The sequence below is a fragment of the Phyllobacterium sp. P5_D12 genome, from assembly GCF_054049495.1.
Genome location: NZ_JBFUMG010000082.1, coordinates 1 through 13021, shown reverse-complemented (window position 1 = coordinate 13021; position 13021 = coordinate 1). Strand labels below are relative to the sequence as shown.

Genomic DNA, 13021 nt, shown 5'->3' with positions numbered 1-13021 from the left:
GTTCCATTTCTTATCCCTTCCCCAGATTACCTGTAATCCTGCTTTCATAGCGCCGACCCAAAACTCGTCATGGGTGGCGAAAATGGTGGTTTTCGAGCACCGGAGCGGAGCGTACTTTTCGGTACGTGAGCACCGGAGCATAGAAAAGCGCCATTTGCAGCCCGCCGTGGCGAGTTTTATAAGAAGCTTTGCGGATCAATATCAACCTGCACGCGCACCGATCCCCGTTCTTTTGGTCCTGCCGCCAGCATGGCGCGGATAAAGCCCTGAATATCCGCCTTACGGGTGCCATGGATCAAGAGCCGGAAGCGGTGACGCCCCCGAATAAGCGCGAGTGGCGCCTCTGCCGGACCCAGCACGCTGATCTGCGGCGAGGCGGGCGCGGCACGCCGTAGAGCCCGGGCATGATTTTCTGCCTCTGGCCGTGTTGCTGCCGAGATAATCAATGCTGCCAGGCGGCCGAATGGCGGGAGCCCAGAGCGTTCTCGCTCCTCTATCTCGCGCTCATAAAAGGCCTGTGCATCACCGGAAACGATGGCGCGCATGACGGGATGGTCCGGTTGATAGGTCTGCAACAGTCCGAGGCTCTTTTTGCCAGTGCGTCCCGCCCGCCCCGTTACCTGGTTGAGCAGTTGAAACGTGCGCTCGGCAGCGCGCGGATCGCCATTGGCAAGCCCGAGATCCGCATCGACAACCCCCACGAGAGTCATGTTAGGGAAATTATGCCCCTTGGCGACGAGCTGCGTCCCGATGATGATATCCGCCTCTCCGCGCGCAATGGCATCGAGTTCCAGCCGCAGACGCTTCACACCCATGAGATCGGACGACAGGACGATGATGCGCGCATCGGGAAATGTCTTCTCCGCTTCCTCGGCGATGCGCTCGACACCCGGGCCGCAAGCAACCAGATGGTCAAGCGTGCCGCAGGATGGACAAGCCTCGGGCCTCGCCTCGCGGTGCCCGCATTGATGACAGACGAGCTGACCGCGAAAGCGATGCTCCACAAGCCAGCTTGAACAGTCCGGGCACTGAAACCGATGACCACATACCCGGCATAAAGTTAGCGGCGCATAGCCACGCCGATTGAGAAACAGCAGCGATTGCTCTTTGCGTTGTAAAGTCTGGTTGATGGCCTCAACCAGCGCCGGTGAAAGGAAACCACCCGGTCGCGGCGGTGATTTGCGCATGTCGATCGATTTGAGTTCCGGCATCGCCGCTTCCGCATAGCGGCCCGGCAGGCGAATGCGCGTATAGCGACCCTGGCTCGCATTCACCTGGCTTTCGATCGACGGCGTTGCCGACGCCAGGACCACTGGAAAATTGCCGATATGCCCGCGCACCACCGCCATGTCGCGCGCATTGTAAAACACACGATCTTCCTGCTTGTAGGCCGGATCATGCTCTTCATCGACGATGATCAATCCCAGATCCTTGAACGGCAAGAACAATGCCGAGCGCGCGCCCGCGACAACTCTGACCTGGCCCTCCATCACTTGTCGCCAGACCCGCTCGCGCGATCTCGGTGCGAGGTCGGAATGCCACTCCGCGGGTTTCGAACCGAAACGGTCGTGGAACCGATCGAGAAATTGCTGGGTCAGCGCAATCTCCGGCAACAGGATCAACACCTGTTTGCCTTTTTCGATAGCCTTGGCCACCGCCTCGAAATAGACCTCGGTCTTGCCCGAGCCTGTGACGCCATCGAGCAAGGACACCGAAAAGCCATTCGTCGATACCGCTTCGACCAGTTGATCTGCAGCTTGGGTTTGATCGGGAGACAAGGCCGCTTYCGCATAATCCGGATCGGGAGCGGCTACGATTGGCCGCGCCGGGATCATCACCTGTTCGAAAACGCCCTGAGCGACGAGACCATCGATGACAGTTGCCGACACGCCTGCGGCATGAGCAAGTCCGGTACGGGTCCATGCCATTCCGTCTTCCGCAAGTTCCAATACGCGGGCACGGGCGCCCGTCATCCTGTCAGGCTCGCGGCCGGAGAACCGCAGACCCGGAACCGGCGGCTCCGGGTCGAAAGCCGCAGGCACCCGCAACACCATCCGTGCCACCATGCCTGGCGGCGATATCGTATAATCAGCAGCCCAGCGCATGAATCGCATCATGCCATCATCGACCGGAGGACAGTCAAAGAGTTCTGAAATCGGCCGCAGCTTTTTCGCATCGATCGAGTCTGTCGAACCCTCCGTAACAATGCCCGCGACCTCGCGCGGTCCTAGTGGCACCCGAACGATTGAACCGGCCTGCACCTCCATGCCATCCGGCACGGCATAGCTATAGGGCCGCTCGGCCGGCATCGGCACAAGCACGGGAACTATTTTTTGCGGGATGAACGAATCCTGGCTCATATGGGCGTGACCTTGGCGCGGCTTTCGGATAAAGAAAAGCCACTTTCCGGGAGAAATATCCCATCTATCATTTTTGGAAGGACTGCTCCGATGAAATTCTTTGCTGATACCGCCGATGTAAAGGAAATCCGCGAACTCAACGATCTTGGATTGCTTGACGGCGTGACAACCAACCCTTCGTTGATTCTCAAATCCGGCGGCAGCATCTTCGAAGTCACCAAGGAAATCTGCAGCATCGTCAAGGGACCGGTTTCGGCCGAAGTGACAGCGGTCGAATATGAGCAGATGATGAAAGAGGCAGCGGTGCTTGCCAAGATCGCCGACAATATCTGCATCAAGGTACCGCTTACTCTCGACGGTCTCAGGGCCTGCAAGGCGCTTCGCTCCGACGGACACCTCGTAAATGTCACACTTTGCTTCTCCGCCAATCAGGCGCTGCTGGCCGCGAAGGCCGGTGCAACATTCATCTCGCCCTTCATCGGCCGCATCGACGACATCGGCATCAACGGCCTTGAGTTGATTTCCGAAATTCGCACGATCTACGACAATTACGACTATCCAACGGAAATCCTTGCGGCCTCGATCCGTACAGTCAACCATGTCAAGGAAGCCGCACTCATCGGCGCAGATGTCGTAACCGCACCGCCAGCAACGCTGAAGGCGCTCGTCAAGCATCCGCTGACCGACAAGGGTCTCGAGACTTTCCTCGCTGACTGGGCAAAGACCGGCCAGAAGATCGCCTGATCTGAGTATTACTATCTGAGTGCAACACCCGCTGGCATCGTCGGCGGGTGTTTTCTTATCGATTATACAACTGATCCAATATCTGCCGTTCAAAAAACGCCAGTTCGGGCGAAGCATGACGGCGCGGGCGTTCTACCGGGATCGCCAGGTCGAGCGCAAGGCGTCCGCTATCGATTACGACGACGCGATCGGCTAGCGAAACGGCCTCTGCTACATCATGGGTCACCAGAATCGCGGTGAATTTCTTCGCCAGCCAGATTCGTTCCAGCAGTTGTTGCATCTCGATCCGCGTCAGCGCATCCAATGCGCCCAGCGGTTCGTCGAGTGCCAATATGGATGGGTGCCCCACCAGCGCCCGCGCAAGAGCAACGCGCTGCCGCTGCCCGCCTGAAAGCACGGACGGCCAGTCGCCGCCACGATCCGCCAGACCGACTTCGGCCAGAATTTCCAGGCTTTTCTTGCGCGCAGCCTCGCCCTTTTCGATACCGGTCAGCCCTACACCGACATTGGCGGCGACCCGCGCCCAAGGCAGGAGTCGCGGCTCCTGAAACATGATGCGGGTACGTTTCTGATCATCTTCCAGAACGCCTGCAACGATCTCGCCCGATGTCGGCTTGTCGAGCCCGGCTAGCAATCGCAACAAGGTACTCTTGCCGCAGCCGCTCTTGCCGATGACCGCAACGAATTGTCCCTCGTAGACATCAAGATTGATGCCTCGCAGCACGGCTTTGCCGCCAAACTGCTTGGCAACATTGCGAAACGAGAACGAGACCTTGCCTTGCGGTGCCGGCGTATAGGCTGGTGTCGTCGTGGAGTAGGATTTGCGGGCCGTGACAGTCGCTGCGGTCATCTTGGTTCCTCAAACAGTTTGGAAGGCAGGGTGCCATTGCAGTGATAAGCGCTCGAGAAACCGCGCCAGCGAATCTGCCAGCTTGCCAAGCAGCGCATAGATCAAAATCGATAGAACAACGACGTCGATCAGCAGGAATTCGCGCGCCTGCATCGCCATGTAGCCAAGACCCGAGGACGCTGAAATCGTTTCGGCGACAATCAATGTCAGCCACATGATACCAAGCGCATAACGCAACCCGACAAAGATCGAGGGCAGCGCGCCCGGCAGGATTACACGCAGGAACAGCTGTGTCCGTGACATGCCATAGATGCGCCCCATCTCCACCAGTTGCGGATCGACACCCTGAATGCCAAGCAGTGTATTCACGTAGATTGGAAAGAACACACCGAGCGCAACGAGAAACAGTTTCGCTTCCTCGTCTATCCCGAACCACAGGATAACCAGCGGGATCAGCGCGAGATGTGGAATGTTACGGATCATTTGCAGCGTTGTGTCGGTCAGTTCGCGGCTGAGCGCCGATAGTCCATTGGCAAGGCCAAGCGCGAAACCGATGCTACCGCCGACAAGAAAGCCGCTGAGCGCGCGCAATGTCGAAATGCGGATATTCTCGATGAGTTCACCCGACAGAAGCAATTTCCAGAATGCCTCTCCGACAGCAGACGGTGCTGGCAAGACGTTGGCCGGTATAAGCCCGGCTCGCGACGCGCCTTCCCATCCGGCAAGCAGCAAGGCAGGCAAAAGCCAGCCCAGCGCGCTGCGCCCGATAGAACGGAGCGCACTCATGAGGAGGCCTGCAGGCGTTTGTCGCCATAAAAGCCAACGCCAAACTCGTTCTCGATCGAACGGCGCGGGGCACGCGCATTTCCACCAAGACCAAGTTCTGGAAACAGAAGTTCCGCAACACGGTAGGCTTCTTCCAGATGCGGATAGCCCGAACCGATCACCGTATCGATGCCAACCGCCTGATATTCGCGAATCCGCGTTGCGATGCTTTGCGGCGATCCGACAAGGGCGGTGCCTGCACCGCCACGTACCAAGCCAACGCCCGCCCAGAGGTTGGGACCGACAACAAGCTTGTCGCGGCGTCCACCATGCAGTTCCGCCATCCGGCGTTGTCCGACAGAATCCATTTCCTTGAGAAACCGTGCTTGCGCGACTTCGATTTGCTCATCGGTGATCCTGCTGATCAGCCGGTCCGCCGCCGCCCAGGCTTCATCTTCAGTTTCGCGAACGATGAAATGCAGGCGAATGCCAAAGCGCAGCTTGCGGCCTTTGCGAGCCGCCTTTGCACGTGCACGCTCGATCTTTTCGGCTACTTGTCCCACCGGCTCGCCCCACGTCAGATACATGTCGACCTGTTCTGCGGCAAGGTCCTGTCCCGCATCGGATGAACCGCCGAAATAGAGTGGTGCGCGTTCCTGTACGGGCAGGAGATCAAGCCTTCCGCCTTCTACCCGATAGTGTTTGCCGTCAAAGTCGACTGTTTTGCCGGAGACAAGATCGCGCCAGATCTTCAGGAATTCAGCCGCCTGTTCATAGCGCTGGTCATGCGGAAGAAACACACCATCACCTGCAAGTTCCTTGGGATTGCCGCCAACAACCACGTTCAGCAGCAGACGACCGTTGCTGAGGCGGTCAAGTGCTGCTGTCTGCCGCGCGGCGAACACCGGGGACGTCACACCCGGACGCAGTGCCACCAGAAACTTCAACCGCTCCGTATGCGCGGCGAGCCCCGCTGCGGTGATCCAGGAATCTTCGCAACTTTGCCCCGTTGGAAGTAACACACCCGGGAAGCCCAGCCGATCGACCGCCTGCGCTATCTCGCGGAGGTAATCATGTTGCGGCGGCCGTTGCTGCCGTTCCGAACCAAGATAGCTGCCATCRCCGTGCGTCGGGATGAACCAGAAGAAATCGAGCGGGGTGTTATTTGCTGGCTGCGTCATATGGCGACTCCGGTCCATAGTCAGTTGGTTGGTGCCGTCCATACGGCATCGGAAATTTTGATGGCATTGGGAATCAGCTTCAGCTTGAAGAAGCGGTCTGCCGTTTCCTGCTGATGCGCGATTATTGCCGGTGTAATCGGTTCGACGCTGAAAACAGAGCGGTTCGCGGCAAGGGTCTGCGCGTCGAGAGGCACGCCGGTCACTTCGTGCAGGGCTTCGGTCACCTTGTCCTTGTTGGCGTTGGCCCAATCAGCCGCGACCTTCAGCGCGCCGATTGTCTTCGTCACGATTTCTGGATGTGCCTTGGCAAAATCGCGATTGGCAATGAGATAGGTGTTGACGTTGAGAACGTCGCTGGTGCGGACGAGAATGCGCGGATTGTAGCGCGTCTCGGCAATAGCGAAGAATGGATCCCAGATTGCCCAAGCATCGATTTTATCGCTGGCGAAGGCAGCAGCGGCATCGGCCGGGCTCAGGTAAACCGGCGTGATCTCATCGTAGCCCAACTTGGCTTTTTCCAATGCCGCAATAAGAAGATTGTGCGCGCTTGTTCCTTTGCCGACGCCCACTTTCTTGCCCTTGAGGTCGGCAAGCGACTGAATGGACGAGCCCGGCTTGACGATGATGGCTTCGCCCTTGCCATTGGGCGCAAGAGCAGCAGCATAGACAATCGCAGAACCTGCGGATTGTCCGAAAATAGGCGGTGCATCGCCGACCCAGCCGACATCGATACTGCCGACGTTAAGCGCTTCGACGAGCGGTGGTCCTGCGGTGAACTCAACCCATTTAACCGCAATACCCTTCGGCTCAAGTGCTTTTTCGATCACCTGCTGCTGGCGGGCGACGACTGGCAAGCCTGTCTTCTGGAAGCCAATCTTTAACTCCTTTAACGGCTCGGCAGCGTGTAAGAATGTGGTGGCAAATACAGCTGCAGCGAAAAGGGCCGCGCCAAATGCTCTACGTGTCAATCTGGACATTGGTCCCTCTGCGGATGCGGGCTTTGTTGACGAAAGCCTTCCCGCCCGACCGGGAATTGGTCCAATGCTAGTTAACTCGACCAATCTAATAGAGAAAAGAAATTCTGTAGAGTCTGGCGGGATGGGATTAGTTTTCTGACGGGTCCATGAAGGCGCGCATTTCCATGACACGAGCAATCGCTTTCGGCGATAGCGATACCGCAAACATCAGAAATCGTCGTCGCCGAAACGGCCGTCTAGCCTCAATCCCTCGATGGAGGTTGCGCCGTCCTGGCGGACTACGGTCATGGCACGCACGCCAGTCCGGGCAGAAATTTCATCTGCCAGCGCACGCGAATGCGTCACGATCCACAACTGCGTGCGCTCCGCCGCCTGGCTGATCATGTCGGCAAGAGCCGGCAGCATCGACGGATGCAGGCTTGGTCTCCGGCTCGTTCAGCGCAATCAGCCGCGGCAGCCGATAAGAAAGAAGCGCACCCGCGAGTGCCAGAAACCGTATCTGGCCGTCCGACAGTTCTTCCGGCCGAAACAGGCGCTGTGGAAATTCGGGAAGGCGCAGACCGAAAGTTGCAGTCTCTCCCGGAACCGGCACATCGAGGGTCGCACCCCCCAGCGCTTCGGCGATGCAACGGTCGAGATCAACCGTATCTTCGCGGATATGCACCAGCGTCGCAAAGACGGCAGCAAGATTGCCCCCGTCTTCGTCCAGCATCGATGCAGTGATTGCCAATGTCGGCCGTCGAACAGGCGAATCGCGGTCGGTGCGAAAGCCGTGATAAAAACGCCAACCAAGTAGCGTGGCGCGCAGATCGCCGATCTCGGGGTACCGCCCCGAGCTACCGAGGATCGCCAATCCCGTTTCGGAATCAAGAAGCTTGACTGGATGCTCGACGCGCCTGCCGGAGTCATCCCTTGCAAACACTGCCGGCCCCTTGCGACCCATCATATCGACCGGCCTTCTACCGCTGTCGATCGTTAGAGTCTCTTCCTTGATCTGCGGCTCGAAAGCAAAACCAGCTGCTGCGGGCGGCCGCAAACCGATCTCGACGGTATAATCCCCCGGAGTAGTCGTTCCTTCATCTTCAAACGAAGCGTTGAAAACTATCCGTACGGGACCGGTTCTGCGTCTCCCGGTCCACAGGGCAGATTGCATACCACCTTCGCGCGCAATCTCGTAAGAAAGCGTCCCTTCCGCCGAAGCCTTGACCAGTTGCATTGCCCGATAGAGATTGGATTTGCCGACGCCGTTCTCGCCGACAAACAGTGCGAGCGGACCGATATCGAGCCGTATCGAACGCAACGACCGGTAGCCAGTAGCTGAAAGCGAGGTCAGACGCATCGACTGCAGCCCCGTCCAAATTCACGAACTCAGAGCTTTGAGAGATCCTGCGCGATGCTGAGATTGATTGCTTCGGCAACCTCTCGTGCAGCGCGAATGTTCGCGTCGCGCTGGGCTCGAAGCACGGCATAGCGCTGTCTAGGCGCATCATAATCCGCGGTGACTATGCGTGTTCCGTTCCCGACAACCTTTCCGTCGGACAGGCGCGTCAAGGTGTAGTTGCCTGTCATGCGCATTGAACCAGCTGTTGGCTGGCCGGATTTGTCATTGGTGGCGTTCTGCACGAGTAGCAAGGACAGATCCCTCGACGAGATGCCAAGCTGAAGCGAGTAGACCGGGCTGGTGGGTTCTCCCGCTCCACCCCCGAACAGGAAAATCAGATTGTTGCGCACTTCTTGGGTCACGCGGTCGCCGGGCTGGTTGATCGAGATGCTGGCAAGCTTCGAGCGTATATTGTCGTTGACGCTTCCAGTCACCGTAGGGCTCGGAGTCGAATATAGCGGCCTCACTTGGCATCCTCCGGCAATGAGGGCCATTCCAAGAACGCAGACCGATAGCAACAGACGCCCGGAACGCGATCCCGGTTGAAAACGATCAGGCAACGACATTGATGATCCTCTGCGGTACGATAATGACTTTCTTTGGCGGATTACCATTCAACGCGGCCCTGACGAAATCAAGCGCGAGGGCGGCTTTTTCGACCGCCAATTGATCCGCATCTCTGGCAATTGTCAAATCACCACGCTTCTTGCCGTTGATCTGCACCGGCAACGTCACATCGTTCTCGACGATCAGTGCTTCGTCATAGGTTGGCCATGGCTGATGCGCGATAAGATCCTTGCCGTTCAGCGCCTTGGAACACTCCTCGGCCAAATGCGGCATCATCGGCGCAATCATGGCGATCAGCATGTTGATCGCTTCCCGGCATGCGCCGATCAACGCCGTGTCCGCCTCGCCCGCAGCGATTTTCTGCAAGGGACCGGACAAAATATTCACCAGTTCATAGAGCCGGGCGACCGCCTTGTTGAAGGCGAGCTTTTCGATATCCTCGCCGACAGCCTTCACTGTCTTGTGCGCGGCCTTGGAAACCTGCAGCGCTTCGCCCTCGGAGGCGGTAGCCGGCTCGGCAGTCTTCAGCACGTCTGCGGCTTCGGAGATCAACCGCCAGACGCGCTGAACGAATCGGTGCGCACCTTCGACGCCGGCTTCCGTCCAGATCACATCCCGTTCTGGCGGCGAATCGGACAACATGAACCAGCGCGCCGTATCGGCGCCATAGGACGCGATGATGTCATCCGGATCGACGACATTCTTCTTCGACTTTGACATCTTTTCGATCGAGCCGATCTCGATCTCTTCCCCGGTCTCGATCAGGATCCCGCGGCGCTTGCCGTCACTCTCTTCGACCTTGACCTCTGCCGGCATGACCCAGCCGTCCTTGCCCTTGTACGTCTCGTGCACGACCATGCCTTGGGTAAACATGCCCTTGAACGGTTCGCTTATATCGAGATGCCCAGCTACCTTCATCGCCCGGGTAAAGAAGCGCGAATAGAGCAGATGCAGGATCGCATGCTCGATGCCGCCGATATATTGATCGACGGGCAGCCAATGATTGGCGGCTTTGGGGTCAGTCGGCGCATCTTCGTGAGGGCTGGTAAAGCGGGCGAAGTACCAGGACGAATCGACGAAAGTGTCCATCGTGTCGGTTTCACGGCGCGCAGCCTTGCCGCACTGCGGACAGTTCACGTGTCGCCAGGTCGGGTGACGGTCGAGTGGATTGCCGGGGCGGTCGAATTCGACATCGTCTGGCAGCTTGACTGGCAGATCARCCTTCGGCACAGGAACGACACCGCAATCGTCACAATGGATCATCGGGATCGGGCAACCCCAGTAGCGTTGGCGCGAAATGCCCCAGTCGCGCAGACGGAAGTTGACCTTCCGCTCACCTTGCGGCCGGTTGCCAATCGTCTGCTTTTCCAGCCGGTTCGCCACCTGCTCAAATGCCGCGGCAGGTGTCATGCCATCGAGGAACTGCGAATTGATCATCACCCCGTCATCGACATAGGCCGTTTCAGTGATCTGGAACGTTGCCGCATCCGCGTCCTTCGGCATGACCACAGGGACTACGGGCAAGCCATATTTGTTGGCAAAGTCCAAATCGCGCTGATCGCCTGACGGGCAGCCGAAGATCGCGCCCGTGCCGTAGTCCATCAAGACAAAATTTGCGACGTACACCGGCAGCTTCCAGTTCGGATCGAACGGATGCGCCACGCGCAGGCCGGTGTCGAAGCCCTTCTTCTCAGCTGTCTCCAGCGCAACAACGGACGTGCCGGCGTGGCGGCATTCCTCGTTGAATTTGGCCAGCGCTGCATTGGTTTCCGCGGCCTTTTTTGCCAGCGGATGATCTGCGGCGATCGCGATAAACGACGCACCGAACAGCGTATCCGGACGTGTCGTATAAACCTCGATCTCGTTCTCGCCGACGGCGTGCGACTTACCATCCAGCGCCCAGCGGATCAGCATGCCCTCCGACTTGCCGATCCAGTTGCGTTGCATCAGCCGTACCTTTTCCGGCCATTGGTCGAGACCGTCCAGCGCGCTCAGCAATTCCTCATTGAAATCGGTGATCTTGAAGAACCACTGTGTCAATTCGCGCTGTTCGACCAGCGCGCCGGAGCGCCAGCCACGGCCATCGATCACCTGTTCATTGGCAAGAACGGTCATGTCCTCCGGATCCCAGTTGACCTTGGAGGATTTGCGCGTCACCAGGCCGTTCTCGACAAAGTCGAGGAACAGCATCTGCTGGCGATGATAATATTCGACATCGCAGGTTGCGAACTCGCGCGACCAGTCGAGGGACAGCCCCATGGACTTCAGCTGGCTGCGCATGGTTTCGATGTTTTGATAAGTCCAGGTCTTCGGGTGAACCTTGTTCTGCATCGCAGCGTTTTCCGCCGGCATGCCGAATGCATCCCAGCCCATCGGGTGCAGTACATTAAATCCCTTGGCGCGCTTGTAGCGTGCAACGACATCGCCCATCGCATAGTTGCGCACATGTCCCATATGGATGCGGCCCGAAGGGTAGGGGAACATCTCGAGCACGTAGTACGGGTCACGCGGATCGTCATTCGGCGTTTCGAAAAGTTTGGCGTCGTCCCAAACCTTCTGCCAATGCTTTTCGGCTACACGGGGATTGTATCGTTCGGTTGCCATGAACGGGATTCTCTTGCAAAGGATAATAGTTGCGGGGACCTTCACCATGGAATGGCGGGACCGTCAACCATTTGAAGCTGAAGGAACCCGCGAAAACCGGGCTCGTGTACCATAAATAGGACTCAACTGCGCCATGCCCAATGCTGTCGATCAACTTTTTGCCGTTCAGAGCGAAATCCGCAAGGCCGAGGTCGAGGCCAACCGCTCAGAGAGCTCGGTAACATTGGTAGCGGTTTCCAAGACTTTTGATGCCGAAGCGATTCGCCCGGTTATCGAAGCCGGGCAGCGCGTTTTCGGTGAGAATCGCGTGCAGGAAGCTTTGGCGAAGTGGCCGTACCTGCGTACCGATTTTCCGGATATCGAATTGCACCTGATCGGCCCGCTACAGTCCAACAAAACGCAGGAAGCTGTCGCTCTTTTTGATGTGATCGAAACTGTCGATCGCGAGAAGATTGCCTCAAGTCTCGCCCTGGAGATGAAGAAGCAGAACCGCTTTCCGAAGCTCTTCGTTCAAGTCAATACCGGCTCGGAACCCCAAAAAGCGGGCATCGAACCTACGGAAGCATTGGCCTTCATAACCCGTTGCCGCAACGTGCATGGCCTCATGATCGAGGGCCTTATGTGTATCCCGCCAGCCGATGAAAATCCTGGGCCGCATTTTGCTCTTTTGCGCAAAGTTGCTGACGATGCCGGTGTGGAGAAGCTTTCCATGGGCATGTCGGCCGATTACCGGATTGCCATAGGTTTCGGTGCGACGTCGGTGCGCGTCGGCTCGGCGATTTTCGGCGCTCGTTAGGTCGTAAATTTGGCCTACCAGCTGCGGCGCGGCCCGGTATCGATGTGATAATAGCCCGCCGGATAGCGTTTCAGCCCACCCACATCTTTCGCGGTAGAAAGAAAATTGACCAATCCGGACGCGCCGCCATGCACGCGGAAGTCCACCGCCTGACAGCTGAGGTGATAGGATTGATCGCGCCCGCCAACACTACGATTGCGTGATCGCGAACGAACGGTGGAGTTGACAGTGATCGGACCATATTTGGCCGATACGCGGTTGAGCACATTCCTTAAACGTTCCGGGACACACTTCGACGGGGCCTTGTAATCGATATAGGCCTTGCCGCGAGGCATGGCGGCGAGCACCAGAGGGCTAATCTTGTCGAAGACGGAATCTTTCAACAGATGCGCGTGCTCATCACCGAACAGATGAGCACCAATCCGCTCCTGGGGATTCGACGGCTCAGGAAACGTTCCGGCATCCGCGGGGATTGCCAGTACGAGCACGGTCAGAAAAAGCATCGTGAATTTTGCGCGGAACACAACACTGCGCAAGGGTTGAATTATCATTCTTCGATCCTTGGTGTGGCGCAGGCTTTATGATGCGGCGCGCCTCATTTGTCCTCCCAAGTCAAGGCAGCGACCGATCAAGCCGAAATGTGTTCAAAATGGACCGCGTTCCATGACAAAATGTAACGGTATATTACAACGCCCGGTTGTAGATGACGGCGCAACACCTCCACGATCAGCCATTTGAGATATTTACGCCATGATTTGCATGATGCTATGGAAAGCACTTCGCCCCTCACTCGAGG

At 57.8% G+C, this 13021-nt stretch carries 10 protein-coding genes and 1 pseudogene; 2 read left to right on the top strand and 9 right to left on the bottom strand.

Going from position 1 to position 13021, the window contains the following annotated elements; genetic code table 11:
• Nucleotides 1-176: 176 nt before the first annotated feature.
• Complete coding sequence (locus ACXJ5O_RS08270) at nucleotides 177-2360, bottom strand: primosomal protein N' (RefSeq protein WP_457299464.1); 2184 nt, start codon at nucleotides 2358-2360, stop codon at nucleotides 177-179.
• Nucleotides 2361-2450: 90 nt separating this feature from the next.
• Between ACXJ5O_RS08270 and fsa the strand changes: the two genes are divergently transcribed.
• A complete protein-coding gene (fsa, locus tag ACXJ5O_RS08265) occupies nucleotides 2451-3104 on the top strand; it encodes a fructose-6-phosphate aldolase (RefSeq protein WP_112532174.1) in 654 nt (217 codons plus the stop codon).
• A 55-nt stretch (nucleotides 3105-3159) separates the two neighbouring features.
• Here fsa and ACXJ5O_RS08260 read toward each other — a convergent pair whose 3' ends face one another.
• The 7 genes and pseudogenes from ACXJ5O_RS08260 to leuS form a co-directional block, all read right to left on the bottom strand.
• On the bottom strand, nucleotides 3160-3954 hold the full coding sequence (locus ACXJ5O_RS08260; RefSeq protein WP_457299463.1) for an ATP-binding cassette domain-containing protein: 795 nt from the start codon (nucleotides 3952-3954) through the stop codon (nucleotides 3160-3162).
• A 9-nt stretch (nucleotides 3955-3963) separates the two neighbouring features.
• Nucleotides 3964-4740 (bottom strand): ABC transporter permease subunit, encoded by a 777-nt coding sequence (locus ACXJ5O_RS08255; RefSeq protein WP_457299462.1) that lies wholly within the window; start codon nucleotides 4738-4740, stop codon nucleotides 3964-3966.
• Complete coding sequence (gene ssuD / locus ACXJ5O_RS08250; protein ID WP_457299461.1) at nucleotides 4737-5900, bottom strand: FMNH2-dependent alkanesulfonate monooxygenase; 1164 nt, start codon at nucleotides 5898-5900, stop codon at nucleotides 4737-4739. The genes ACXJ5O_RS08255 and ssuD overlap by 4 nt, the downstream gene beginning before the upstream one ends.
• A gap of 20 nt (nucleotides 5901-5920) precedes the next feature.
• Complete coding sequence (locus ACXJ5O_RS08245; RefSeq protein ID WP_457299460.1) at nucleotides 5921-6877, bottom strand: aliphatic sulfonate ABC transporter substrate-binding protein; 957 nt, start codon at nucleotides 6875-6877, stop codon at nucleotides 5921-5923.
• A 207-nt stretch (nucleotides 6878-7084) separates the two neighbouring features.
• Nucleotides 7085-8216, bottom strand: a pseudogene (locus ACXJ5O_RS08240) (AAA family ATPase).
• 29 nt (nucleotides 8217-8245) lie between these two features.
• Nucleotides 8246-8692: an LPS assembly lipoprotein LptE gene (gene lptE / locus ACXJ5O_RS08235; protein ID WP_312879859.1), complete on the bottom strand. Its 447-nt coding sequence runs from the start codon at nucleotides 8690-8692 to the stop codon at nucleotides 8246-8248.
• A gap of 118 nt (nucleotides 8693-8810) precedes the next feature.
• The gene (gene leuS, locus ACXJ5O_RS08230; RefSeq protein ID WP_457299459.1) at nucleotides 8811-11429 is read right to left on the bottom strand and encodes a leucine--tRNA ligase; all 2619 of its coding nucleotides are present in this window, start codon (nucleotides 11427-11429) and stop codon (nucleotides 8811-8813) included.
• Nucleotides 11430-11562: 133 nt separating this feature from the next.
• Here leuS and ACXJ5O_RS08225 point away from each other — a divergent pair, with 133 nt between their 5' ends.
• Nucleotides 11563-12225: a YggS family pyridoxal phosphate-dependent enzyme gene (locus ACXJ5O_RS08225; RefSeq protein ID WP_457299458.1), complete on the top strand. Its 663-nt coding sequence runs from the start codon at nucleotides 11563-11565 to the stop codon at nucleotides 12223-12225.
• A 14-nt stretch (nucleotides 12226-12239) separates the two neighbouring features.
• Here ACXJ5O_RS08225 and ACXJ5O_RS08220 read toward each other — a convergent pair whose 3' ends face one another.
• Nucleotides 12240-12776, bottom strand: a complete 537-nt coding sequence (locus tag ACXJ5O_RS08220; protein WP_457299457.1) for a YcbK family protein — start codon at nucleotides 12774-12776, stop codon at nucleotides 12240-12242.
• Nucleotides 12777-13021 lie beyond the last annotated feature (245 nt).